Origin of the sequence: Corynebacterium sp. HMSC076D02 (assembly GCF_001813815.1) — a bacterium.
GTDB lineage: Bacteria > Actinomycetota > Actinomycetes > Mycobacteriales > Mycobacteriaceae > Corynebacterium > Corynebacterium simulans.
The window spans coordinates 131,961-156,665 of record NZ_KV814043.1 but is presented as its reverse complement, the minus strand read 5'-3'; the positions used below and the strand labels follow the sequence as shown (position 1 = coordinate 156,665).

The following is a 24,705-nucleotide window of genomic DNA, read 5'->3' as shown; positions in this document are numbered from 1 at the left end:
TCGTGGAATTTTTGACCTAATTCACTAGGTAGAAATGAGCCTTCCTGCAAAAGGCCTGCAGAAAAGGAAAAGTTGGGGGTGGCTATTACCCCCAACAACTCTTTGCAGTTTGGATTAGCGCTCGATGCGTTCGCCCGTTTCGGGGTCGAAATGGTGCGCATTTTTCGCATCAAAGGAGAGAAGGACTTCCTCGCCGCGCTGTGGAGTGCGGCCCTTGTCAGCGCGGGCCACGAAGCGCTGCTCGCCCACATTGATATAGACGAAGGACTCGGCGCCGAGTTCCTCGACGATGTCGACGGTGCCGGGGATGCCGACCGGGCCGTCGATGATGTGCATGTCTTCTGGGCGAATGCCGATGCGGCCGCCGTTGTAGTCAAAGATATTCATCGCAGGCGATCCGATGAAGCCAGCGACGAATTCGTTGACCGGGGCGTCGTAAAGCTCACGCGGGGACGCCACCTGCTGCAGGACGCCATCTTTGAGCACAGCAACGCGATCACCCATGGTCATCGCTTCAACTTGGTCGTGCGTGACATAAACCGTGGTGGTGCCGAGGCGTTGCTGCAGGCTGGCTAGCTCCGAACGGGTCTGCACACGCAGTTTGGCGTCAAGGTTGGACAAAGGCTCATCCATCAAAAAGACCTTTGGATGACGCACGATGGCACGGCCCATGGCCACACGCTGGCGCTGACCACCGGAGAGATCCTTCGGTTTGCGGTCCAGGTACTCGATAAGGCCCAAGATATCGGCAGCTTCTTCTACCTTCTTCTTAATCTCATTCTTTGGCATCTTCGCCAGCTTTAGCGCGAAACCCATGTTCTCAGCCACGGTGAGGTGCGGATAAAGGGCGTAGTTCTGGAAGACCATTGCGATATCGCGATCGCCAGGTTCCAAACCGGTGACATCTTTATCGTCGATCAAGATGCGGCCACTCGAGGTCGGCTCCAAACCTGCAAGCGAACGAAGCGTCGTGGACTTTCCGCAGCCTGAGGGGCCGACCAACACCAAGAATTCGCCGTCTGCGATTTCCAGGTCAAGGTCTTTGACCGTGGGGGCTGCGGCGTTGGGGTAGGTGATGTTGACCTTTTCAAAAGTGACCTTTGCCATGCGCCTACACTAGCACCCCCGCTAAATCACATATGCTGGTTGGCGCCATGAAAAAGCTTATTCCTCTCTTTGTCCCCCTTTTTGTTCTCCCCTTAGCCAGCTGCTCCGGCGCTGCTTCTGAGGACGTTGCCGCACCAATGACCACCGTCGCCGCATCCCAGACTTCTTCCGAATCCGCTCAAACTTCTGCCGCGCCGAGTAGCGAGCCGACGAAAGAATCGGAAAAGCCTTCCAGCTCTGCGACACCCGCACCGCGCGATACCACTTTCAAAAAGATCTTCGGTGAGCAGGCTGATGCCAACGGCGCGCGCGGCTATTTGGAAGAAAACGGCCACTTCGATCGCGCCCTTATGAAGGACAGTCTTTCTGCCGCGGGGCTTAACATCTCTGATTCTGAGGTCACTGAATATGGCCAGTGGGTTTGTGAATGGGTGGATCCTGAAATTCGCTACACCGCCGTCATGGAAGGCGATGGCCGCTCGCTGACGGGGGATAAGCGTTTTATCTACGACAAGCTCATTGTTGACACCGTGGAATGGCTGCCGGGCAACCGCGGCATGACCATCTCCCCGGAACAGGTGGAAAAGGCGCTGCCGCAGGCAGTCTTGACTAGCTGCTTGGATGAAAGGTCCGCGCAGGAAATCCTGCATAAGCCAAACTGGTTCTAGCCTTTGTTCTGTGTGTAAACATGCATGCGGCATAGTCGAGTACTCTCTTAGGGCATGACAGCTGCACTTGATATTGAACGCATTCGTACCGCGTTGGCGGATGACTTTGCTCTAGTTGAATATGTGGAGCAGACCGGCTCAACCAACACCGATCTTATGAAGGCTGAGAACGTTGCCGATGGCACGGTGTTGCTGACCAACGAGCAGGTTTCCGGTAAGGGCCGGTTAGGTCGGACCTGGGTAAGCCCTGCTGGTTCGCAGCTTATTCTTTCTGTTCTTATCCTTCCGGATTCCCTCGAGCACCTAGGCACCCTGCCACTGGCATCGGGCCTGGCCGTCACCGACACCGTCGAGGGCTCCGTTCTGAAGTGGCCGAACGACGTTCACATCAACGGCAATAAGCTCTGCGGCATCCTTGCCGAGGCTGGCCCCGTTGGTGCCGCCTTCAAGTCCGCGCCCAAGACCGAAGTCAGCAAGGCTGAGGTAAACAAGGCTGAGGTCGCCCCGAAAACGCAGGCCGCGCCGGCGCCTTCCGCGCGCGTGGTTGTGGGCATGGGCCTAAACGTCACGCTTACTCGTGAGCAGCTGCCTATCGAAAAAGCCACTTCGCTCATGCTGGAAGGTCGCGATACGGATCGCACGGAATTGGCGATTGCCCTGCTCAAGAACCTGCGTCGTCGCATCACCCAGTGGGAGAACCAAGACCCACAGCTCATGGCGGATTACCGTGCGGTGTGCTCATCGATCGGCCAGGAAGTTCGCCTCGAAGCGCCGACTGGCGACGTCGTGGGTGTCGTCGAGGGCATTGGCGACGACGGCCGCATCAACGTCGGCGGCGAATATTACTCGGCAGGCGATGTCACCCACCTGCGTCCCGTGCAGTAGCGACTCGTTGCTGCGCTGAGTGGAGTGGCGGGGCGCTTTAAAGCACAATTTGCCAAATAGGGCCCGCCGCAGAGCGTGGTAGGCATTCCTATTTGGCAAATTGCGTCTATTTAGGGGCATTGTCCGCTCATCGGACCGCCGCCCATTCCCTGGGAGACCTCACCGGCAGTCGCCTCAGCGACAGTGCCGCCGACGGTGACGGTGTAGGAATCGCCGTTGGTGATTTCAGCCGCGGAATAGGCCACGTTGCTGAAGTCCTTCGCCGTCTCCGGCGGGTATCATGCACCCCTATGGGACTGATGAAGATGGGGCGCGGCGAAGTAGTCCGCGTGGATATGACAGCGCCGTTTCGCGCGCTGATCTTTCCTTTCCTTGAGCTCATCCTCATTACCGGCGTGGCATGGATGGGCATCGGCTGGGCGGATGTCCACGGCCTAGATAGAAACCTGCGTAATGGCATCGTTTTAATCTGGGCGCTGCTATCGCTGTGGCGTTTCGGTATGCCGCTGTACCGCGCGCGCCGGCGCCGCTTCATCGTTACTAACCTGCGCGTTATCGCCCGCGAGGGCGGTCACATTGATTCCATCCCGCTGCAGGATATTCGCGGTGCTAGGCGGCGCCGCGGTGGGATATCGCTGGCCATCCACGGTTATGAGCGGCCAATGTATTTCTCTTCCATCCCCAGGGCCAAACGCGTAGAAGAAATTCTCAACGAGCAGGAGCTCTTCTAATTCTTAACCTCTGTGGTGTGCAGCTGTTGGTCAAGGTCAGCCGGGGGCGAGGTTGGCTTGCTCGAATTCCTGGGTAAGCGGCAGCCGCATTTCAAGATCGGTGCCGGGGCAGAGCTCGATGGTGGCTTCGTCGACGACGTAGTCCAGTACGTGCCCGCCGGAGCAACGCGCGGCGTCGATAAAGTGAACGTGGCAGCCTGGCACCGAGATTCCTTTTTCAAACACTGGGGTGCGGAAACCGCCGATGATGCCCTCGACGTTTTCAAAGTGCAGCTCCTTATCGCCGCCCACCGCCTGCGCCATGGGAGGGTAGGGCTTGGACTGTTTGACCACGGTGCGCGTGCGCACTGACTTGAAGCGCCCCGTTATCCGCACCGCGTACATGTAGTTGGCGGAAGGCTCGACTTCATCGACGAAGGCCGAAAGCTCTTCGCGGCGCATTCCGCGCGGTGCTTGCACTTTGATGCGGGGTACGAAATTGGTGGCCACCGCAAAGGGTGTTCCCTGGTCCAGGTCCGCGATGGTGGCAGTTCCGTCGCCGCGCAGCTGGTAACAGATGCCGTCGAGAATCAACATTTCGCCGTCGAGGGCATCGAAGGTACCGATGCCAAAGTTGCCCTTGCCGAGCAGCTCACCGATGGTCATTTCGCCGTCATAAATGCCGTCCAACAGAGCGGTCATGAGGGAGTTCTGGAAGATGGTATGCCTGACGATCATAAGGTTAAGGCTAGTATTGGATGGGTGAGTCATAAAGCAAAGCCCATCGTTACCGTTTATGGCGACGGCCAGCTCGCACGCATGATGCAGCCGGCTGCCGCCGAGCTCGACATCCACCTGCGCATTCTTGCCTCCTCGCAGGAGCAGTCCGCAGCGCAGGTCATTCCAGACGTGGTCTTGGGTGATTACCATGCCTACGAGACGCTGGTTTCTGCAGCCAAAGATGCCGATGCGCTGACCTTCGAGCACGAGCACGTGCCCACCGATCACGTGCAGGCGCTTATCGACGCCGGCTATAACGTACAGCCGCAGCCTTCCGCGCTCCTGTATGCCCAGGACAAACTCTTTATGCGCCAAAAGCTGGCAGAGCTGGGCGCACCGGTTCCGCGTTTTGCACAAATCGCCTCTGTTGAGGATGCGCGTAATTTTGCCGAGCTTGTAGAAGGCCGCGTTTGCTTGAAGGCCCGCCGCGGTGGCTACGACGGCCACGGCGTGTGGTTCCCCGCTGCAGAGGAGCTGGATTCCCTGGTCGCTGAGCTTCTGGAAGCCGGCACGCCTTTGATGGCAGAGGAGAAGGTTAACCTCACCCGCGAGCTTTCGGTTCTAGTCGCCCGCCGTCCTTCCGGCGAGGTGAAGGCTTGGCCGATTACCCAATCCGTGCAGCGTGATGGCATCTGCGCCGAGGCCTTCGCGCCCGCGCCGGGCCTGAGCCCAGAGCTGGCGCAGCGCGCCGCCGAGGTCGGCGAGCTCGTGGCCACGCAGCTAGGAGTGACTGGCGTGCTGGCAGTTGAACTTTTTGCTTACTCCGTCGCTGAAGTGGACAACTGGGGTAGCGCGGCCTCGGCTGCCGCAGCCTCCGCTGCTGGTTTCCCAAGCGATGGGGTAGTAGAAGATATTGCTGTAAATGAGCTCGCGATGCGTCCGCACAACACGGGTCACTGGACTCAGGACGGTTCCGTTACCTCTCAGTTCGAGCAGCACCTACGCGCAGTCTTGGATTTGCCGCTCGGTGAGACCACAGCGCTTGCTCCCGTCACCGCCATGGCTAACGTCCTTGGTGGCCCGGAAGATCCAGAAATGCCAATGCCGCAACGCGTACGTGCCGTGATGGAGCGTTACCCGCAGGCCAAGATTCACCTTTACGGCAAGGACTACCGCGCCGGCCGTAAGATTGGCCACGTCAACGTCGTGGGTGAGGACGTCGAACAAACCCGCCACATCGCGGCAGACGCTGCGCACTTCCTCGTGCACGCGGCCTGGCTCTAAAGGCTCTGCCTGCATAATTTTCCACAGATTCCCGCAACCTTCTTGCTGCCCCCAGTAACAACTATCTAGGAGAAGATATGGAACCGCTCGTTGGCCTCATCATGGGTTCTGATTCAGATTGGCCTACCGTAAAACCTGCTGCCGAAGTCTTGGCGGAGTTCGGCGTGCCTTTCGAGGTGGGCGTCGTCAGTGCGCACCGCACCCCAGAAAAGATGCTCTCTTATGCCAAGGACGCGCATAAGCGTGGCCTGAAGGCCATCATCGCCTGCGCCGGCGGTGCTGCGCACCTGCCGGGCATGGTTGCTGCGGCGACTCCGCTTCCGGTCATCGGCATTCCGCGCGCGCTGAAGGACTTGGATGGCCTGGACTCTTTGCTGTCCATCGTGCAGATGCCCGGTGGCGTGCCGGTGGCGACCGTGTCTATCGGCGGCGCTAAGAACGCGGGCCTTCTTGCCGTTCGTATCCTCGGCGCAGGGGAACCCGAACTAACCGAGAAGATGGCGCAGTACCAAGAAAACATGGCCGCCGAGGTGGAGAAGAAGGACGCAAACCTGCGCGCCCAGCTGCTGGGGGAGTAGGCGATTTCCTGGAGCTACCGCCCTTAGGAGAACTGCCGGGCGGTGGAAACGCGGGGGATATAAGAGGTGGGAATCTTTACCCCGGTCGGTGTTGAGTTATGCGTAATCGCCTTGGCCAGGTGCTGGACTGCTAGCCGGCCCAGCGCCGCCATGTCCTGGTCCACCACCGAGATCGGCACCGGTTGCAGGCGGAAGAGATTTAAGTCGTCGTAGCCCACCAACGCGATGTCTTCACTGATGGCCTTGCCGGCGTTATAGCAGGCGGCCAGCGCACCAGCCGTCATCATGGAATCGCCCGCCACGATGGCGGTAACGCCCTTTTCAAAGAGCTCTAGTGCTCCCACGTAGCCGTCCTTGCGGCGGAAGCCGCCTTGTGCATAATGCGTGGAAAACTCGCTGCTTGCACCGCGGAAGACTTTAAGCCGCTGCCTGCCCGTAGAAGTTTGCTGCGGGCCTGGAATATAGCCGACCACGCGGTGACCCTTTTGACGCAGCTGCGTTAATGCCGCGAACATGCCCGGGCGCGGGTCTGAGGCAACGGCGGGGAAGAGCGGCAGCTCTCGGTCGATGAGCAGCAGTGGCCGGGATTTCGCGGCGTCTTTTAGCGCTGCTTCGGCGCCTTCAACTGGGACGGTGATGATGCCGTCTACCTGCCGCCATGTCAGTGCGTCGAGTGCTTTGGCTAAGCGCTCAGGTGACTCAGAGCAGGTGGTCATGATGGCGGCGATGCCAACGCGCTCGGCCTCGGCCTCAATCGCGGCAGCAATGAGTGCGAAATAAGGATCCGCCAGGTTCGGAATCACCACGCCGATAGCATCGGAGCGTGAACCGCGCAGCGCGCGTGCCTGCGCATTTGGGCGATAGCCCAGTTGCTCGGCCGCAGCCTTGACCTTTTGCGTGGTCGCTGGAGAAATCGCAGGGTGATTGGCCAGCGCGCGGGAGACGGTGGAGATAGAAACCCCCGTGGCTGCGGCGAGGTCCTTCAAGGTCGGTGTGGCCACGGAAGTCCTTTCTCAATTAGGCTTTTGCACTATGTTCGGCCCTAGCTTAGTCCCCATTTTGGTCCTGGGAGCCCGCGTGCAAGGCGGCGTGCCTGGCCCCATGCTTGAGAGCAGGCTCGAGCATGCTTTTCGTATTTGGAGGGGACAAGACATCATCGTCTCCGGTTATGGCGAGGCCGAAGTCATGGCCGAGTACTTGGTGGGCAGGGGAGTCCCGCGCGAGAAGATAATCGTCGAACCACGTGCCACGAGCACTAATGAGAACCTCGAAAATGCCTATGCGATGAGCAAGCCGCCTTACTTCGACGTAGTCACCAGTGATTTCCATGCACTGCGTACCAAGCTGTGGTCGTGGCACCTCGGAATCCCGATTCGCGTGCATCCTGCTTTCACGCCATGGGCGCTAAAACCAGAAAACTATTTGCGTGAGGTCCTTGCCACTCCGCACTCCGCGGCACGGATTATGTGGCGCCGTTTATTACCAGTCATCAGCGCTTTTGGACGTTAGCAAATTCATTATGCAAGTTTATGCAAACGTTTGACTAGCGTTTGAGCAGCGTCTTAACCTAAGCCACGTAGTGGGTTACACACGGAAAAGGAAGGCCTTAGGTTATGACCGGTCAGGCACCTACTTACCGGATAGCGCATGGCGCATACGAGGCAGAAATTGCCAGCTTCGGCGGCGGTATTAAATCGCTGACCTTCGCCGCCGAGCCGCTGGTCGAGACCTATCAGGATCTCCCGCCCATGTGCGCCGGCGTAGTTCTTGCCCCGTGGCCTAACCGCACTGCAGATGGTCGTTTTAACTGGCGGGGGAGCGTTTACTGTCTGCCCGTCAACGAGCCTGAGCGCAACAACGCCATCCATGGCTTTGTATGCGACAAGGCTTGGGAATTAAAGCGCTACTGCGTGAACCAAGTTCAGCTCACCACCCAGATCGAGGCCCCTTGGCCGTGGCCCATTCAGCTCACCGCCACTTACAGCCTCGATCAAACTGGGCTTCACGCCCGCTTTGAGGCCCGCGCGGAGCAGGATTGCCCCTTCGCGTTTGGCCTTCATACCTATCTTTCTGCCCGCGGCGCGGCTGCCGACGCCTCAATTCTTAGTCTCGGCGTCACCGAACACCACCTTCTTGATACCCGGAACTTGCCCACGGGCGTGGTGGAAAGCGTCGTCGTCAAGCAGCAGCGTATCGCTGACGTGGCTTGGGATGATTGCTTCCGCGGACAGGGGCCCCTCACGGCGGATTACGTTTCCGCAGGCAAAGGCGTTCGCCTTGCAATGGGGCCGGGCCTTGACTGGGTACAGATGTATACCCCGGACAACTACCCCGGCCGCGGCCGTGCACTCGCAGTGGAACCCATGAGCGCTCCACCGAACGCACTGCGCAGTGGCATCGACCTTGCCGAAATTAACGCACATCAACCGATTGCCTACGAGCTCCGCTTGAGCGCAATCTAGTAAAGAAAGCTCTCCACATGGAACCTTCAGTATTGAGACTCGACGCAACCTGGGTGGACTACCTGCTCGTTGCCTTGTACTTCCTCTTCGTCCTGGGAATCGGCTGGGCTGCCAAAGCCCGCGTTTCCTCCTCCATCGACTTCTTCCTCTCCGGCCGCGGACTGCCCGCATGGGTGACCGGCCTGGCATTCGTCTCGGCGAACTTGGGCGCGGTGGAGATCATCGGTATGTCCGCGAACGGCGTGGAGTATGGCTTCCAGACCATGCACTATTTCTGGATCGGCGCTATCCCGGCCATGGTGTTCCTGGGCATCGTGATGATGCCGTTCTACTACGGCTCCAAGGTGCGTTCCGTGCCAGAGTTCATGCGCAAGCGCTTCGGTAGCGCGGCGCACCTGGTCAATGCCATTTCTTTCGCCGTAGCCCAGCTGCTTATCGCAGGCGTGAACCTGTACCTGCTGGCCACCATCGTCGAGGCTCTGCTGGGCTGGCCTATGTGGGTCGCGCTCGTTGTTGCCGGCATCATCGTCCTGTCCTACATCACCCTGGGCGGCTTGTCCGCTGCCATCTACAATGAGGTCCTGCAGTTCTTCGTCATCATCGCTGCGCTTGCACCGCTGACGATTATCGGCCTGAACCGCGTCGGCGGCTGGCAGGGGCTGAAGGATTCCGTGGCGAACGATTCCCACTTCCACACCTGGCCGGGCACTGACATATCTGGCTTCGAGAATCCGGTCTGGTCCGTCATCGGCATCGTCCTGGGCCTAGGCTTCGTCCTTTCCTTCGGTTACTGGACCACCAACTTTGTCGAGGTCCAGCGCGCCATGGCATCGGAGTCGATCTCTGCAGCGCGCAAGACGCCAATCATTGGTGCTTTCCCGAAGATGTTCGTGCCCTTCCTCGTGGTTATCCCGGGCATGATTGCCTCCGTCTCCGTCGCTGACTTGATGGAAGAGACCGCCAAGCCAAACGACGCCATCCTGCTGCTGATGCGCGACCTGCTCCCGAACGGCCTTTTGGGCGTCGCAATTGCGGGCCTGCTCGCTTCCTTCATGGCCGGAATGGCCGCCAACATCTCGGCCTTTAACACCGTTATCTCTTATGACATTTGGCAGACCTACGTGGTTAAGGAGCGCGAGGATGGCTACTACCTGAAGTTCGGCCGCATCGCGACCGTCGTCGCCACCGGCGTGGCCGTCTTTACCGCACTTTTGGCCCAGAACTTCGGCAACGTCATGGACTACCTGCAGACGCTGTTCGGCTTCTTCAACGCTCCGCTGTTCGCCACCTTCATCCTGGGCATGTTCTGGAAGCGCATGACCCCGCACGCAGGTTGGTCCGGCCTCGTTGCAGGTACCGCATCTGCAATTACCTTCTGGTACATCGCAACCTTTACTGACGCAACGGCTTCCATCTTCAACCTGCCAGGCCAGGGCACCGCATTCGTGGCCGCCGGCGTGGCATTTACGGTAGATATCATCGTCTCCGTCATCGTCACCATGTTTACTCAGCCGAAGCCGGACGAGGAGCTCGTGGGCTTTGTTTCTTCCGTTACGCCGAAGGACCACTTCGAGGATTACACCGAGAAGAACCTTCCGTGGTACAAGCAGACCGTTCCGCTCGGCGTCATCTGTTTGGTCATTGCAATCGGCCTGAACGTCATCTTTGCCTAAAGGAGCAACCATCATGACTCAAAAGACTTCTCCTCAGCATGCAGGCGCTTTCGATCTCCGCAACGTTATCGGTGCCCTGCTTGGCCTCTACGGCATCGTGCTTATCATCTGCTCCTTTGCCCTCGACCCAGGCGTAAACCCGGAAACCGGTATGGCGAAGGATTCTTCCGACAACCTCTGGGCGGGCATAGCCATGGCAGCCGTAGCAGCAGGTTTCATGCTGTGGGCTAAGCTGCGCCCCATCATCGTTGACCCTTCCAAGATCGACGAGTCGAAGCTGACGGAGGCCAAGTAATGGTAGAGATCACCAAGGCGACGCTTGCCGACGGCCGCGAAATCATCTACTTCGACGACACCCCACACACCGATCGCGTCCTAGAAGACAGCCGCGATCTGCCGCAGGTCACTCCGGCCTCAGAGATGCGCCGCGATCCGCTCACTGGTGACTGGGTGGCTTTTGCCGCTCACCGCATGAACCGCACGTTCATGCCGCCAGCCAACGAGAACCCGCTCGCCCCAACACTGCCTGGCCAGCTGCCTACGGAGATTCCCTCGCCTTCTTATGACGTCGTTGTCTTCGAAAACCGCTTCCCGTCCTTTGCCATGGGTATGGAGGATTACGAGGAAGACGTAGACGAGATGGGCCTAGTCCCGCGCCTGCCGGCGAAGGCCCGCTGCGAGGTGGTCTGCTTTACTTCTGACCCGGAGCTGAGCTTCAAGGATCTCACGGTCCGCCGCATCCGTACCGTGATCGAGGCGTGGGCACACCGCACCTCTGCGCTGTCTGCGCTGCCTGAGGTGGCCCAGGTTTTCCCTTTTGAAAACCGCGGCGCCGAAATCGGCGTGACGCTGCAGCACCCGCACGGCCAGATCTATTCCTACCCGTTCCTTTCGCCGCGCATGAAGGCTATCGTGGCCAGCTCCCAGGCTTACGAGGGCGACCTCTTCCAGGATATCTTGGACAAGGAACGCGAGGCGGGAACGCGCATCATTGCCGAGACCGAGCACTTCACCGCGTTCGTCCCAGCTGCCGCGAAGTGGCCGCTGGAGGCCATGGTCATGCCAAACGAGTACGCGGCTGATTTCACCGAGCTTTCCAGCGCGCAGCGCGACGACCTCGCCGCCCTGCTCAAGAAGCTGTATACCGCTGTGGACCGTTTCTTCGACGGCGTGGAAAAGACCCCGTACATCGCTGGTTGGAACCTCGCGCCGGCCGACCCTACGCTGCGCGGGGACGTGCGCATGCACCTGCAGCTGTTTTCGCTGATGCGCTCGCCGAACCGCATGAAGTACCTCGCCGGCTCGGAGTCCGCGCAGGCAGTGTGGATCAATGACACGACCCCGGAGCGCATCGCCGCCCGTTTCAAGGAGGTCTGGGATGCTTAACTGGATTTCCACTCGCTCCGACGCCGCGCTTGCCGACGCCGCGACCGCACTCTTCCGCTCCAACTTCGACGCTGCACCGGCTGGTGTGTGGGCCGCGCCGGGCCGCGTGAACCTCATCGGCGAGCACGTCGATTATGCCGGCGGCGCCTCGATTCCTTTCGCGCTGGAGCAGAACACGGCCGTGGCCGTGGCTCCGCGTTCGGATGGGCTCGTGCGCATCGCCTCGGAGTTTGGCGGCCAAGTCCGCCGCGTGGACGTTTTTCTGGATGAGGTTGGCCCGGGTTGGGCCAACGGTACCCCGGATGCCTGGGCTGGTTACGTCGTGGGCTCGCTGTGGGCTGGCTTGGAAGATGGCAGCATTTCCTCCTGCACCGGCTTGGACATCGCGATTGTCTCTGACGTTCCGGTTGGCTCTGGCCTTTCTAGTTCCGCTGCTCTTGAATGCTCGGTGACCGTGGCTGCTTACGAGCTGGCTTCCGGAAAGGCTCCAGACGATGCCGCGCGTGCGCGTTTGGTGGCCAGCTGCATGCGCGCGGAGAACGAAGTCGTGGGTGCCTCGACGGGTGGCTTGGACCAAAACGCCAGCTTGTTTGGGCAAAAGGGCAAGGCGCTCGTCTTGGACTTCTCCACGGATGAGGTCCGCCGCGTGCCGTTTAACATCGCGGACCGCGACATGGTGCTGCTCATCGCAGATACCAATGCGCCGCACACGCTCAACGACGGCCAGTATGCCTCCCGCCGTGGCGTCATCGACGCGGTTCAGTCTGCATTGGCGGGCTCTGGGGCCCGCGGCGGAACTATCCGCGATATTCCCGATGCCGTTGCGGCCGCCACCCGGTGGGCAAGGGAAGCGGGGGAGGATGAGGGCGTCGTTAAGCGCCGCGTCGCCCACGTCGTGGAGGAGACCGCCCGCACCTTGGAAGCTGCCTCCGACTTGGAGGCCGGCAACCTTGACCGTTTCCGGGAGCTCATGCGCGATAGCCACATCTCGCTGCGCGACCAGTACGAGGTCACCACGCCGGAGCTGGACTGCGCGTTCGCGGCGGCCGGTGAGGTGGGCGCGCGTATGACTGGGGGCGGCTTCGGCGGCGCGGTGATTGCGCTGGTCAAGCGTGCCGATGTGGAGTCTACGGCGGAGGCAATCGCTGCTGCCGCAGCTGAGCGCGGCTTCCCGGCGCCGACCTTCCTTGTGGCCAGCCCTGGCGACGGCGCGCGCCGAATCGCCGGCTAAGCCCCCTACTGGCGGCTGGAAAAACTTTCTGGTCGCCTGTAATAAACGCGACGGTAGTGCAACTAACTAGGTGAACACCAACTTCCTAGTTAAGGAGTCATCATGAAAAAGACCCTCGTTGCTGCTACCGCTGCTTGCGCTATTTTGGCTGGTGGTGGCGCTGCAGTTGCTACCGGCTTCAATCCGTTCAGCGAGGATGCGAAGACCACCGCTGGCACTCAGCTGACCAGTACTGTTGACGGTCAGCTCAAGCCGGGCCAGGAGCTGCTTATTGCGGCAAACTGTCCGGGCACTCGCGCGAACCTGACCACGTCATGGGGTGCGACGACGGTGATGTCGCCGGCAGCTGACCTCGGCCAACTGGTGGGCTACGTTACCGCGCCGGACAACATCGGCCCCGGTCCTGCCGACGGCTATCACACCTACACCGTGACCTGCGATTCCGGTGAGACCGATACCTTCACCTTCGCGTCCGGCGGAAACGGCGGCCACTAGCGCCCTGTGCGGCCTGGCCTCCGCCTGGCTTCGCCTCTGCCCTCCGCGGCCCCGCGCGGCCTGGCCTCCGCTCTGGCCCTCTCCGCATGAGGATTCCGCACGTCCCAGACTGGTCTCATTGGTTGGCTCCCATTGGTTGGGTTTCTTTAGGGGGTAATGAAACCCAACGGGCCGTATTCGTCGCCAACGCTACTCGTAAAGGGACCATTAGAGGGAAACCCGTAGAGGGGGACCAACACGAAAGCGTCGAAAACATCCCCGCAAACGCAGTCTTTCCAACCAGCGCTAGTAGACGAGCCAAGCGAAGCCGTACCAGCTCAAACCGAAGCTAACGAGCCAGAGCCAGCAGAGGCAGATGGCAAGTTTTACCTATTTTCTTGGTGGAAAGCTGGCCTGTCAGCGTTTCTCCTTTTAATCGGATTTACTGATTTAGCGCGGCCCCAGGAACCAGTTTCTTCTTTATTATCCCGTCGGCGTGGTACCTGTTAATGTCCGTCATCTATCGCGATAAACTGCACAAACGCCGTTGGCTGTGGGGGTGGGCGGTGGCGTTTGCCTGCCTGATCATCTTTTCGCGGCTAAGCCTAAAGCTTGGCCAGCGCCTTGGTGATGCCCTCCTGCAGCGTGGCCCGCGACTGCTTCATCGGATGCGCAATCGCACGCAGCCCCATGTACGCAATCTGGTCCGCCGCGCGGTTGAGCGGATCGCCCGCATGGCCAAGTACGCGGCGGATTTCCACCTCGCATTCGCCTTCGACGTCGTTCCAGGCCTGCTGGAAACGCGACCGCGCACCTGACGTTACGCCGCGCCACGTCCGCCGCGAGCGCACCGCCTTCGACTGCTTATTGCGCAACTGCTCCACTGCTTCGAGCGCCGCGACCGAGTCGCTTTCAATAATCGCCTTCTTTGCACCCACCTTGAGCAGGTACTTCAGCGCCAAGGTCAGCGATTCCAGCTCGAGCTCGTCAGTACCCGCCTTAGTCTCGCGGGTGCGCAGCCGGTAGTCGCCATTGCCCGCCACGAAGCACATGGAGCCCTTGAACACGGTGTCGGAGGAGGCGTCGGTAGCAATGCGCACCGTGGCGCCCTCCGGCCATGATGACGCCTGCGAGAAGTTTGGCCACCAATGTGCCTTCGGGGTCTCTACCTGCGTGGACTCTTTCTTCCGTGGTGCCTCGCCCAACTTCTTGGCCTTACGCGCGGTCAGGCCCGCTTCCTTGCGGCGCACAGAGCTCGCGCTTTTCGACGCCCTATTTTCCTCCGCAAAGCTGCCCGTCACCGTATAACCGCGCCGTTCCAGCGCCGACCGCAGCGCATTTTGCCGGCGCCCCGTGACAATCCAGACTCGGCCCTTCAGGTTCTTCGTGGCCTTCTCGAACTCGCGGATGGCAATCTCCACCACGTCGCCGCTCTTGGTCTGGCCCTTGCGTATGAACCGAGTCTGCCTGGTGTTTACTGCGATGACCCAGCCATCAACAGTACCGCCCGGCGCGGAGTCCCAGCGCTCGTCCCATAGTGCGATCGCCACATGGACCGGTGCGTTCACCATAGAGTCGGTGATCTTCCGAGTGCCATACGTACGGGACTGCGTGCCGGTGAGCGCGCTGAGTTCGAGCGGTTCCATCGTCTACTAGTAAACCATCTGCGTCCGACACCAAGCACAACGGACTTTTCAATCAGCCTCAAAGCGGCTCTTTAGTCCCAAAAGAACGGCGCTCCTCCTTGGTTGTTTGCGGCTGAAATGGCCTCATGATCATCATTCCGTTGGCTGCGGTGGGCGTCGACGCCGCGGGCATGGCCGCCTCCCTGGCCAAGACAGTGCTGATCCCGGTTAAGGAAAAGTCGCGCACTAGTCTGTAATAATTCCGAGCCTGCTGCAACATACTCTATGTGAAGTATGTTGCAGCAGGCTCGTGGAGTTTTATTTGTCCGTCTTAACCTTGCCCGGTGCGCGAAAGCGGGAGTTCTCTCGGCATTTTCGCGCGCATTATCCTGTCGTCTTGGCGTTCTTAAGGCGTCGCGTGCCGCAGGAGTACGCTGAGGAGCTGGCTGCCGACGTCTTCGAGCGCGCCTGGGCCAACTTCGACACCCTGACAGGGGAGAACCCGCTGCCATGGCTCTATGGCATCGCACGCAACGTGATGCGCGAGTTCTATCGTTCGCGCCGCGAGTTCGAAAACCTCGACGACTTTGACGGAGCCCTTCCCGACGAATCCGCCGCCGTTGACTTGTCTCTCGACATCAACCGCGCCCTGCTGCAGCTTCCTTATGCCGAGCGCGAGATCCTCACTCTCTTCGCCTGGGAGGAGCTCACGCAGGCCGAGATCGCCGAGGTCCTCGGCATCACCCCTAACAACGTCCGCGTGCGCCTGCACCGCGCCCGCACCCACCTTTCCGAGCTCACCGGAGGCCACGATGACTGATCCGCTTTCCCAATTGCACGCCGCAAATCCGGTGCCAGACGCTGCGCTTGACGACGCCGCCCTTACCCGCTCCGAGGCGGTCCTCAGCGGCATCGTCGATTCGGGGTCACGCACGCCGTGGACGGCCGTGGCCGCGGGCGTCGGTGTCTTAGCTTTGGTCGGCGGGGTCATCCCGTTTGTGAACCGCAGCGAGCCGGTCGCCGTGGCGGAGGTGCTCACGCACGCGGGCGCGGCTGCCGCCGCGCAGCCCGACGCCGCGGACAAGGGCGTGACCTCAAAGGAGTACCTCAAGCGCGTGGACACCGATGGCTCGTCTACTGTCACGACCGAGTATTCGGTGGGCGTCGACGGCACCGTGAACATCTCCTCCCAAGGCGAGCTGCCAGGGTTCGACCCGCAGCCGGCCATCCCCGCAGAAGACCTCATGGCGGCCACCGACCGCGCTGGGCTAGAAGCTCTTGCGGATCGTTTCCCCAACCGCGCCCTCGGCGCGCTGCAGCTGCTGCTGCAGCCGGGTTTGAGCAGCGAGCAGCAGAAGATTGTCTACGACATCCTGGCCGCCACCGACGGCAACGACCTGGCTTCGACCTCGCAGGGCTCCGACGACGGCGTGGGGGAGGACGGACTCATCAGCGTCATTCGCGACGCTGACCACATCAGCTTCTCCATCCTTCCAGCAACCGGTCAGCTGGTCCGCGTGGTCGGTCTGGTCGGCCCCAACGTGACCACCACCGTGGAGGCCACAGCCATCTTGGGCTGCGTGTCCGTCACCGGCCTGGAAGGCCCCGACAGCATTTCGCTGGCCTGCGGTGATAACAACTACCTGGTCAATGACCTCAAGTGGTCCAACTGGGGCGCCGATGAGGCCACGGCTGAGGGTACGGCCGTCGAAAACGACTGCGACCCCTTCTGTGCGGAGGGCAAGTTTAAGCAGACGCCGGTGCGGGTGGTCGTCGACAAGCGTGAAGCGTGTGGCTACAACGCCAAGGTGTACTCGCGCATCCGTGTCATCTACCCGGACCACGAAGAGGTCGAGGAGATTGGCTGCGCGTAGCGGCTAGGTCAGCTGGCGGAGCGCGAACTGCCCGTACATGTCACCGAGCTCCTCGGCGGTGTACGGGCCATCGGGGCTAAACCACGTGGCCACGCCGATGCCCATGTCGATGAGCGCCCAGCAGGCAATCTTGAGGTTCTCGGCTTGGAAGCTGCCCTCGTCGACGACGTTCATCCAACGCGCCACATAGTCGCGGCGCAGCTGCAGGACCACGGACTTGTGGGGGTCTTCGAGGTTGTTGAGCTCGTTGTTGACCACGCGGACGCGCTTGGCGTGGGTGGCGTGGAAGATGACGTGTGCGCGCATCGTGGCGAGGATTTTTTCCTCGGAACCCGTGACCCCGGCGAGCGCCGCGGCGTTGGCACGAAGGAGTTCCTCCATGGCGGAGACGGTGACCTCGGCGAGCAGCTCTTGCTTGGACTTGTAGTGGTTGTAGAGGCTCGATGCCCGCATGCCCACTGCCTTTGCGATGTCTTCCATGCCGGTGCCGTGGAAGCCGCGCTGGTCAAAGAGGTCAAGGGCGGCGGTGGCGATTTGGCCGCGGCGCTTCTGGTTAGCCATGGTGGTGTGCCTTTCGCTGGGTACGTTCTCTTGACAGGCGGTGAGGCGTGTATCACAATAGCAGACTAATAGTGATTCGTTTCGGAGGCCCGCAATGTCCAATAATCTCTTTGATTCTACAACTGACTTTCTCGGCGCGTTCGACGGCATCAGTGCCCAAGACGCCGAGGTCTGGGCACGTGCTCGCTCGTTTCGTGAAGATTGCCTTCCGGTTATCAATGAGCATTGGGAGAAAAGCGAATACCCCCTCGAACTTGTGCGCCGCTTAGGCGAGCTCGACCTCATGACGGACGGCCTTGACGTTCCTGGCCACGAGTCCATGACCTCACTCGGCGCGGGTTTGGCGCTCATGGAGGTCACGCGTGCCGACGCCTCGATGGGCACTGTCGTTGCCGTGCAGGCCGGCCTGGCCATGCGCTCCATCGCGATGCTTGGCTCGGAGGAACAGCGCTCCCGCTACCTGCCGGCGATGGCATCGTGTTCGCTGCTCGGCGCGTTTGGTCTGACGGAACCGTTGCACGGTTCTGACTCCATTGCACTGGAGACCACCGCGGTCCGCGACGGCGATTCCTGGGTTCTCAACGGCGAAAAGAAATGGATCGGCAACGGTGCTTCCGGTGGCGTGACCGTGATTTACGCCCGTATGGAAGACGGAAACGTGGGTGGCTTCATCGTTCCGCAGGACGCGCCGGGCTACTCGGCCACGGTGATTACCGGCAAGCTGTCACTGCGCGCTATCCACCAGGCGCACATCGTCTTGGAGGATTGCCGCATTCCTGCCTCCAACCGGTTGCCCGGCTGCCAAACGTTTAAGGACGTCTCCCGTGTGCTGACTGCAACGCGCATCGGCGTCTCGTGGATGGCGTTGGGCTCGGCCGTGGCTTGTTATGAAACCGCACGCAACTACGTCATGGAGCGCGTCCAGTTCGGCCGTGAGCTGGCAAAGCGCAGATCATCCAGCAGCGCTTGGCCAACATGGTGCTGGACCTCAACCAGATGATGCTGACCTGCCGTGAGGTTGCCGCCCGCGAGGAGGCCGGCACGCTCACCCCGCCCCAGGCTTCCGCGGCGAAGTTGCACAACACCCGCGCTGCGCGACGCATTGCTTCCGACGCCCGCGACATGCTCGGCGGCGTGGGCATCCTGCTAGAAAACGACATCGCGCGCCACTTTGCCGACATCGAGGCCATGCACACCTACGAGGGGACCGACACTGTTCAATCGCTGATCATGGGCAAGGTAATCACTGGCTTCTCGGCCTACAAGTAGCAGCCTGCCCGCGCCCCGCTTGGCGCGCGTTCCACCCCTCTCCGGGTTTGGTCCCATTGGTTGGGTTTCATTAGGGGGTAAAGAAACCCTTAGGAGGCATTGCGCGGGAGTCGGTTCTCGTAAAACTACCCAACCAATGGGACCGCTAGAGGAGGACCAAATCGCGGCAGCTGAAACCGCCCATTCGCCAGTAAGAGGCCAGCCGCTGAGGCACCAGCCGGCAGACAGCCTCGAAAGCGCCAACTCCCCCTAGGAAACATTTCCCCTAGCTGCGCAAATGCAGAGTTATCCACAGGTAAAAAATTGACTCTAGACACGGGCGCACGCGCTTGGCGAACATTGTTGTATGACTCAAACACAACGACTCATTCACTTACGTCCACTGTCCAACGATCACCACGTGTGGGAGCAAATAGCCAATGGCGAGCTTCTGCGAATAGCGCCCTGGGTCGCAACCCCGCGGGATTACTTCGAGCAATTACCCACTTACGAACGCCAGCGTCTCAAAGTGATTGCCGCGGGCAAAAGCGTGCACAAAGCCATCATGATAGGAAAGTCAGCAGCCAGGCTATGGGGCCTTTGGGTCCTCCCGCCTTTCGACGAAAAGATTGAAATGGCCAGGCAGTCCAAATCGCTGCCAGTAAAGACGAAGATTCCAGCCGATTACGATTACCGCAAGACGCACCTGCCAGACAACATGGTTTCCAAGCAGCTCGGCACCCGTTGCACAACTGTGGCACGAGCGTGCATCGACATCGCAAGGCACCATTCCTTCGAAGAGGGACTCGTTGCCATGGATTCGGCGCTCGCGAAGGAACTCACCACGAAGGACGAGCTGCGCCGCACGCTGATCGCCATGGGTCGCGTGCACGGTGCCCCGCAGGCGCGGAAGGCGATTGAGCACGCCATCGCGCATTCGGAATCGCCTTTCGAGTCCTACTTTCGAGGCATCGCCATCGCGGAGAAGCTGGGAGAGAAGGTGGTTGCGCAGTACTTCATTCCGCCGAACTTCCGCGCAGACACATGCATTGACGACGCCGTCGTGATCGAGATCGACGGTGCCGTCAAGTACGACGGCTCGTCGTTTGGCAAGAGTGCCGAGCAAACAATCGTGGAGGAGCGACGACGCGAGAAGCTGATTCAGAACCGTGGCTTCATCGTGCTGCGATACAGCCCACGGGAGCTGCTCACGGAGAGAGCCCGTGTAGTGCGGGAGGTGCGCCAGGCGCTGGAAGCTGCCCAACAGCGAGGATGGTCCCAGTCTACTGGTCCCTTTACGAGTAAGAAGGCCGGCTAAAACCCGCTAGGCGGTCCCTTTACCCCGTAAAGGGACCCAACCTATGGGACCAATCCGAAAGAATGGTTGGGACAGGTCCGCGGGCTAGTTGTGCAGCGGCTTACGCGTCGCCGCCATGTGCTTGGCGCGCTCGACGTTCGCGGGCAGTAACACCAGCGGCACGTCGAATTCCACCTCACGGTCGGCGAACTCGTTAAAGCTCAGCGAGCCCTCACCGGTGTACATCTGCGCCAACTTTGCTGCGATGACGTGGTCGTTTTCAGTGGCATTCTCCAGGGGCCACTCGCGGTCGAGGGCAGGGCCGGAGTAAAGGTCAATCGCGTCATCGGCAGGCGGGGCGTAGCCCTCGATGAGGGACTGCGCCTCAGCAATCGCGCGAGCGAGCACGTGATCCGGCGACATCAACACGACGTCGTCTGCCGCGAGGAAGCCCTGTTCCTTGGCCACGAAAGCGTTAGGGAAGGGCTTGGTCGAGGTGATGAAGTCGAAGGCTTTCTGGTGGTAGTCCGCCACGCCAGCTGTGCGGAGACGCTCCAGCGCGGAAATCGTGCCCGACCAGCCCGGGTAGAGACCCACGTTGAGCTCTGGGAAAGCCAGCTGGCTATCTGCGTGCGCCACGATTCGGTCGCAGGAAAGGGCTAACTCTAAGCCGCCGCCCAGGGCGACACCGCGTACCGCTGCGACCACGGGAACCGGCGCGAACTTCAGCTGGCGCAGCGTGTTTGAACCGTCCGCAATGAGCTCCTCAACGCGCTCCGCCGAGCCCGACTCGCCCGCTGCAGCAATCGACGCCAAGTCCGCGCCCGCGCAGAACACCGGCGCATCGTTGCCCACGACCAGCGCCTGCAGGCCGTGTTCGTCTACCGCAGAAACCGCAGCACGAATGACCTCAAGAGCGGTGGTCGGCAAGGAGTTCATTGGGGTATGGAAATCCACAATGCCGATTCGTCCCGCTTCGGTTTCTAAAGCATGCACCGCGCCGGCGGGCAATGACACTACGGTCTCCAGCGCCAGCGAACGCAGACTCTCGACGCCCTCGCGGGCAGGCAGTGGCTGCAGCTTGCCGTCAGCGCTAAGCGCCTGACCGTCAGCAAAGAATCCACCGGCCTTGGCTGCCGCGTCTACCAACGCCGGCACGTCGTCACCGTAGGCGGAGGCAACCCACTCGATGCCGATGGCGTCGGCAAGCGCGAAGATGCCCTTCTTCCAGCCGAAGCCGAGGGTGAGGCCGTCGTCGATAAGCCCGACGTGCGCGGCGATTTCCGGCGCTACCTCGCAGCAATAGCGCAGCGTATCGAGGAAAACCGCGCGGGCAAAGCGGCCGCCCGGCGAATCTGTGTCCATGACCTCGCGCGGATCCTTGAGCCCTATGACTGGGTCGTCCGGTTGGGTGCGTGCCACGTACTCATAGTCGGAGTTGATGACCTCGTCGCGCCCGCGGTAGAAGCCGCCTTCGCCAGTGCGCCCGGTCAAACCGCGCTCGACCAGACCCGCGATGAAAGCATCCTCGCCGAGCGGAACCTTCAACATCGGGTCGTCGGCAGGCAGCGCGGTTTCTAATGAGTTCCAGATAGGCCTCACCAGCTGCAAACCGATGTAGTCCAAAAGCCCGAAGATACCGGTGCGGGGGATGCCGAAGGCGCGGCCGAAGGAGGCGTCGGCAAGCTCGTAGCTCACGCCATTCTCGCGCGTACGGGCGACGCCGGCTGCCATCCAGTAGCAACCCACGCGGTTGGCAATAAAGCCTGGGGTATCGCGGCACTCGAGCGCAATCTTGCCTAGGGTTTGTTCGATGGTCGAGCGCAGCGTGGCCTCGGTCTCGCCGGAAGCGATGAACTCGACCAAGCGCATGACCTTGGGCGGATTGAAAAAGTGGGTGATGGCGAAGCGCTCCTGGCGTGCGACCGGAACGCCGTCCTTGAGGCGAGCGAGCGGGAGGGTGGAGGTATTCGAGCTGAGAATCGCTGAAGGCTTCAGATGCGGCTCGATGGCTTGGTACAAGGAGTGCTTGGCTCCCAGGTCCTCGAAGATAGCCTCGATGATCCAATCGCGGTCTTCTAACAACGCATAGTCGGCGGAAGCGCGCACGCGTTCGGCGTCTTGGGGGAGATAAAAGCCGCGGCGCTTCAACTGTATATCGACGCCTTTCTGCGCGGACTCGGCGTTTTGATCGAGCAGGACGACGTCGAGGCCTGCCGACGCACATAGCGCCGCGATGCCCGAGCCCATGGAACCCGCTCCGATGACGGCAACCTTTGTGATTGACATTTACTTTGCTCCTTCGTTCTCTATGATCAGCGCGATGCCTTGCCCGCCGCCGATACACATGGTGACCAGGCCATATCGCTTGTTCAGGCGGCGCAGCGCATAAGCCAAGCGGGTGACAAGTATGACGCCGGTGGCGCCAACCGGGTGGCCGTGGGCGACGGCACCGCCGTAGATGTTCGTTATAGCCGGGTCGAAACCAAGCTCGTCCTGCACCGCGATGGCCTGGGCAGCAAAGGCTTCGTTGGACTCGATGAGGTCGATATCGTCCAGCTTCAGACCGGCCTTTTTCAGGGCTTTTGGCACCGCGGCGATGGGGCCTAAGCCCATGCGGGTGGGGTCGACGCCTGCGATGGACCAGCTGACGATCTTCGCCAGAGGCTTTAGTGAACGCGCCGCCAGCTCCTCTTGGCCTGCGAGCACCACTGCGGCCGCGCCGTCGTTAATGCCGGAGGCATTGCCTGCGGTTACGGTCCCATCCTTGGCAAAGGCCGGCTTGAGACGCGCCAGCTTGTCGACGCTCGTCTGCCTCACGTGTTCATCAAATCCAGGTCGCCTACGGGGACCAGTTCCTCGGCTTGGATGTTTTCTGCTTGCGCCGCCGCGGCGCGGCGCTGTGATTCCGCTGCGAACTCGTCCTGGCGCTCGCGGCTAATACCGTAGTCACGGGCAATATTTTCTGCCGTTACACCCATGTGGCCTGTCCCGAAAGGACAGGACAGCGCGCCGGTGAGCCAGTCGTAGAGTTTGCCGTCACCCATCTTCTTGCCGCTGCGCATTCCGTCGACGGAATAGGGCGCCTGGCTCATGGACTCGACGCCGGCGACTAGGGCGGTGGTGCCGTCACCAGATTGCAGAAGCTGGGCCGCGGAGATAATTGCCTGGACACCTGAGCCGCACAAACGGTTGACTCCGAGCGCGGTTGAGGAGTCCGGCATCCCAATGCCGAGGGCTACCTTGCGGCCGATGTAAAGGTCGCTTGGAACTACCGGCAGGACGTTGGAGGCCACTGTCGTATCGATGTCTGCGGCCGGAATTCCCGAACGGTCAATCGCTTCGCGGGAAGCGAGCGTGCCGAGTTCCGTCAGTGATAGACGAGAGAGACTGCCACCGAATTTACCGATGGGCAAGCGTGCCGCGCTGGCGATGTAGACGTTCTTGGTCATGTGTAGCCCCTAGGAATACGAATCACTATTAGTTAAAAGTGAATCCTAGGTCACAATTTTGGATTGTGCAATGGTGCATCGGAAATAAAGTTAGTGGGCTGGGGTAGAGGGGGCACCTGCCCATAAGGCTGTGAACTGCAGATTTAGAGTGAATGACCGTTTTTCTTTCCAAATTGTTCAACAACGCCTTAAGATGATGCGCATCACATAACGGTGCGACCCGCGTCACGAAAGGACAGCCTAGTGAGTGCTGAAACAGCTGTAGCCGTCAAAAACCCGCCCAAGGGTATTGGTGCCATGGCCGGCGCCATGTTCCTCATGGCCACTTCCTCCATCGGTCCAGGCTTTTTGACCCAGACCTCCGTCTTTACCGTCCAGATGGGCGCGGCCTTCGCCTTCGCCATTTTGTTGAGCATCGTCGTGGATATCGCGATTCAGCTCAACGTGTGGCGTGTCTTGTGCGTCTCCGGCATGCGTGCCAACGAACTGGGCAACACCGTTCTGCCAGGCCTCGGCTGGTTCCTTGCGGTGCTCGTCTTCTTGGGCGGCATCGTCTTCAATATCGGCAACATCGCCGGCACGGGTCTTGGCCTTAACGCGATGCTTGGCATCGATGCCCGAATCGGCGGCGTCATCGCAGCGGCGATTGCCGTCTTCGTCTTCCTGTCCAAGCGCGCCGGCATCGCGCTTGACCGCTTGGTGGCTGCCCTCGGCGCCATCATGATTCTGCTCATGCTCTACGTTGCCATCGTCTCCCAGCCACCAGTAGGCGAGGCGCTCAAAAACACTGTGATGCCAGAAGAGATTGACTTCTTCGTCATCACCACGCTGATCGGCGGTACAGTCGGCGGCTACATCACCTTCGCCGGTGCACACCGCCTCATCGACAGTGGAATGTCTGGTAGCGAGCACATCAAGAACATCACCACTACCTCCGTCATGGGCGTCATCATCACCGGCATCATGCGTGTGCTGCTCTTCCTGGCGGTCCTCGGCGTCGTCAGTACTGGCGTAGCACTGTCTGAGGACAACACCGCGGCAGATGCGTTCCGTCAGGCGGCCGGCGAGTTCGGCCTGCGTGCCTTCGGCGTGGTGCTCTTTGCGGCAGGCCTGTCCTCGGTCATCGGTGCGTCCTATACCTCGATCTCCTTCGTGACCACACAGAAGGTTGCCCCACGTACCCGCAACTTCCTGACCGTTGGTTTCATTGCGGTCTGCACCTTGCTTTTCCTGCTTCTAAACTCCGCTCCGCAGAAGCTGCTGATTTTCGCCGGCGCATTCAACGGCATCATCTTGCCTATCGCGTTTGCGATGGTGATGTGGGTTGCTTACCGACGCCGCGACCTCCTCGGCGATTCCAAGTACCCCACCTGGTTGCTGGTGCTGGGCACCTTGGCCCTGCTCCTAGAGTTCTACATCGGTTTCAACTCTTTCTCCGGAATCATGAAGCTCTGGGCTTAGGGGCCATAG

24 protein-coding genes and 2 pseudogenes are annotated in these 24,705 nt (G+C 60.7%); 17 read left to right on the top strand and 9 right to left on the bottom strand.

Annotation, left to right across the window (positions count from 1 at the left end; genetic code table 11):
- Nucleotides 1-114: 114 nt before the first annotated feature.
- A complete protein-coding gene (locus tag HMPREF2935_RS02970; RefSeq protein ID WP_070731932.1) occupies nt 115-1,107 on the bottom strand; it encodes an ABC transporter ATP-binding protein in 993 nt (330 codons plus the stop codon).
- A gap of 47 nt (nt 1,108-1,154) precedes the next feature.
- On the opposite strand from HMPREF2935_RS02970, the gene HMPREF2935_RS02965 reads away from it, so the two are divergent.
- Entirely contained in the window at nt 1,155-1,775 is a 621-nt protein-coding gene (locus HMPREF2935_RS02965; protein WP_070518533.1) for a hypothetical protein, read from the top strand.
- Nucleotides 1,776-1,829: 54 nt separating this feature from the next.
- Nucleotides 1,830-2,660, top strand: a complete 831-nt coding sequence (locus tag HMPREF2935_RS02960; RefSeq protein ID WP_070731930.1) for a biotin--[acetyl-CoA-carboxylase] ligase — start codon at nt 1,830-1,832, stop codon at nt 2,658-2,660.
- A gap of 110 nt (nt 2,661-2,770) precedes the next feature.
- Here HMPREF2935_RS02960 and HMPREF2935_RS13680 read toward each other — a convergent pair whose 3' ends face one another.
- Nucleotides 2,771-2,905 carry a hypothetical protein gene (locus HMPREF2935_RS13680; protein ID WP_256365606.1) on the bottom strand — a complete coding sequence of 45 codons (135 nt, stop codon included), beginning with the start codon at nt 2,903-2,905 and terminating at the stop codon, nt 2,771-2,773.
- A gap of 45 nt (nt 2,906-2,950) precedes the next feature.
- Between HMPREF2935_RS13680 and HMPREF2935_RS02955 the strand changes: the two genes are divergently transcribed.
- Nucleotides 2,951-3,391, top strand: coding sequence for a hypothetical protein (locus HMPREF2935_RS02955; protein ID WP_062042001.1), 441 nt, complete (start codon nt 2,951-2,953; stop codon nt 3,389-3,391).
- Here the strand turns inward: HMPREF2935_RS02955 and budA are convergent.
- Nucleotides 3,388-4,108, bottom strand: a pseudogene (gene budA / locus HMPREF2935_RS02950) (acetolactate decarboxylase). The gene HMPREF2935_RS02955 and the pseudogene budA overlap by 4 nt on opposite strands.
- Here budA and HMPREF2935_RS02945 point away from each other — a divergent pair.
- Together HMPREF2935_RS02945 and purE are read left to right on the top strand one after the other, a co-directional pair.
- Nucleotides 4,094-5,374 carry a 5-(carboxyamino)imidazole ribonucleotide synthase gene (locus tag HMPREF2935_RS02945; RefSeq protein WP_070731928.1) on the top strand — a complete coding sequence of 427 codons (1,281 nt, stop codon included), beginning with the start codon at nt 4,094-4,096 and terminating at the stop codon, nt 5,372-5,374. The pseudogene budA and the gene HMPREF2935_RS02945 overlap by 15 nt on opposite strands.
- A gap of 77 nt (nt 5,375-5,451) precedes the next feature.
- Nucleotides 5,452-5,952, top strand: a complete 501-nt coding sequence (gene purE / locus HMPREF2935_RS02940; RefSeq protein WP_061920781.1) for a 5-(carboxyamino)imidazole ribonucleotide mutase — start codon at nt 5,452-5,454, stop codon at nt 5,950-5,952.
- Nucleotides 5,953-5,975: 23 nt separating this feature from the next.
- On the opposite strand, the gene HMPREF2935_RS02935 is transcribed toward purE, so the two are convergent.
- On the bottom strand, nt 5,976-6,953 hold the full coding sequence (locus tag HMPREF2935_RS02935) for a LacI family DNA-binding transcriptional regulator (RefSeq protein ID WP_062041992.1): 978 nt from the start codon (nt 6,951-6,953) through the stop codon (nt 5,976-5,978).
- A 31-nt stretch (nt 6,954-6,984) separates the two neighbouring features.
- Here HMPREF2935_RS02935 and HMPREF2935_RS02930 point away from each other — a divergent pair, with 31 nt between their 5' ends.
- From HMPREF2935_RS02930 to HMPREF2935_RS02900, 7 genes are all read left to right on the top strand, one after another.
- Nucleotides 6,985-7,461 (top strand): YdcF family protein, encoded by a 477-nt coding sequence (locus tag HMPREF2935_RS02930; RefSeq protein ID WP_062041989.1) that lies wholly within the window; start codon nt 6,985-6,987, stop codon nt 7,459-7,461.
- 104 nt (nt 7,462-7,565) lie between these two features.
- Nucleotides 7,566-8,414, top strand: coding sequence for an aldose epimerase family protein (locus HMPREF2935_RS02925; protein WP_070731927.1), 849 nt, complete (start codon nt 7,566-7,568; stop codon nt 8,412-8,414).
- Between the two features lie 17 nt (nt 8,415-8,431).
- On the top strand, nt 8,432-10,087 hold the full coding sequence (locus tag HMPREF2935_RS02920; protein WP_070518453.1) for a sodium:solute symporter family protein: 1,656 nt from the start codon (nt 8,432-8,434) through the stop codon (nt 10,085-10,087).
- A gap of 13 nt (nt 10,088-10,100) precedes the next feature.
- Entirely contained in the window at nt 10,101-10,382 is a 282-nt protein-coding gene (locus tag HMPREF2935_RS02915; RefSeq protein ID WP_061920792.1) for an LPXTG cell wall anchor domain-containing protein, read from the top strand.
- Complete coding sequence (gene galT / locus HMPREF2935_RS02910; protein ID WP_070731925.1) at nt 10,382-11,473, top strand: galactose-1-phosphate uridylyltransferase; 1,092 nt, start codon at nt 10,382-10,384, stop codon at nt 11,471-11,473. The genes HMPREF2935_RS02915 and galT overlap by 1 nt, the downstream gene beginning before the upstream one ends.
- Entirely contained in the window at nt 11,466-12,704 is a 1,239-nt protein-coding gene (gene galK, locus HMPREF2935_RS02905; protein ID WP_070731923.1) for a galactokinase, read from the top strand. Before galT ends, galK begins: the two co-directional genes overlap by 8 nt.
- Before the next feature lie 102 nt (nt 12,705-12,806).
- Entirely contained in the window at nt 12,807-13,199 is a 393-nt protein-coding gene (locus tag HMPREF2935_RS02900; protein WP_053085486.1) for a hypothetical protein, read from the top strand.
- A gap of 584 nt (nt 13,200-13,783) precedes the next feature.
- Here the strand turns inward: HMPREF2935_RS02900 and HMPREF2935_RS02895 are convergent.
- Nucleotides 13,784-14,824, bottom strand: coding sequence for a ribonuclease HI (locus HMPREF2935_RS02895; RefSeq protein ID WP_061920849.1), 1,041 nt, complete (start codon nt 14,822-14,824; stop codon nt 13,784-13,786).
- Between the two features lie 289 nt (nt 14,825-15,113).
- On the opposite strand from HMPREF2935_RS02895, the gene HMPREF2935_RS02890 reads away from it, so the two are divergent.
- Complete coding sequence (locus HMPREF2935_RS02890; protein ID WP_256380766.1) at nt 15,114-15,623, top strand: RNA polymerase sigma factor; 510 nt, start codon at nt 15,114-15,116, stop codon at nt 15,621-15,623.
- The gene (locus tag HMPREF2935_RS02885; protein WP_070731921.1) at nt 15,616-16,677 is read left to right on the top strand and encodes a hypothetical protein; all 1,062 of its coding nucleotides are present in this window, start codon (nt 15,616-15,618) and stop codon (nt 16,675-16,677) included. The genes HMPREF2935_RS02890 and HMPREF2935_RS02885 overlap by 8 nt, the downstream gene beginning before the upstream one ends.
- Before the next feature lie 3 nt (nt 16,678-16,680).
- On the opposite strand, the gene HMPREF2935_RS02880 is transcribed toward HMPREF2935_RS02885, so the two are convergent.
- On the bottom strand, nt 16,681-17,238 hold the full coding sequence (locus HMPREF2935_RS02880) for a TetR/AcrR family transcriptional regulator (protein ID WP_070731919.1): 558 nt from the start codon (nt 17,236-17,238) through the stop codon (nt 16,681-16,683).
- A gap of 94 nt (nt 17,239-17,332) precedes the next feature.
- On the opposite strand from HMPREF2935_RS02880, the pseudogene HMPREF2935_RS02875 reads away from it, so the two are divergent.
- Together HMPREF2935_RS02875 and HMPREF2935_RS02870 are read left to right on the top strand one after the other, a co-directional pair.
- Nucleotides 17,333-18,507: pseudogene (locus HMPREF2935_RS02875) on the top strand (acyl-CoA dehydrogenase family protein).
- A 346-nt stretch (nt 18,508-18,853) separates the two neighbouring features.
- Nucleotides 18,854-19,804: a DUF559 domain-containing protein gene (locus HMPREF2935_RS02870; RefSeq protein WP_070518204.1), complete on the top strand. Its 951-nt coding sequence runs from the start codon at nt 18,854-18,856 to the stop codon at nt 19,802-19,804.
- 84 nt (nt 19,805-19,888) lie between these two features.
- On the opposite strand, the gene HMPREF2935_RS13735 is transcribed toward HMPREF2935_RS02870, so the two are convergent.
- From HMPREF2935_RS13735 to HMPREF2935_RS13800, 3 genes are read right to left on the bottom strand one after another with little or no spacing between them, the layout of a single operon-like run.
- Nucleotides 19,889-22,072, bottom strand: a complete 2,184-nt coding sequence (locus tag HMPREF2935_RS13735; protein WP_070731917.1) for a 3-hydroxyacyl-CoA dehydrogenase/enoyl-CoA hydratase family protein — start codon at nt 22,070-22,072, stop codon at nt 19,889-19,891.
- Entirely contained in the window at nt 22,073-22,603 is a 531-nt protein-coding gene (locus HMPREF2935_RS13805) for a thiolase family protein (protein ID WP_371326226.1), read from the bottom strand. It lies immediately after the preceding gene.
- Nucleotides 22,600-23,235, bottom strand: coding sequence for a thiolase family protein (locus HMPREF2935_RS13800; RefSeq protein ID WP_371326225.1), 636 nt, complete (start codon nt 23,233-23,235; stop codon nt 22,600-22,602). Before HMPREF2935_RS13800 ends, HMPREF2935_RS13805 begins: the two co-directional genes overlap by 4 nt.
- 297 nt (nt 23,236-23,532) lie before the next feature.
- Here HMPREF2935_RS13800 and HMPREF2935_RS02855 point away from each other — a divergent pair, with 297 nt between their 5' ends.
- Nucleotides 23,533-24,696, top strand: coding sequence for an NRAMP family divalent metal transporter (locus tag HMPREF2935_RS02855; RefSeq protein WP_096336535.1), 1,164 nt, complete (start codon nt 23,533-23,535; stop codon nt 24,694-24,696).
- Nucleotides 24,697-24,705 lie beyond the last annotated feature (9 nt).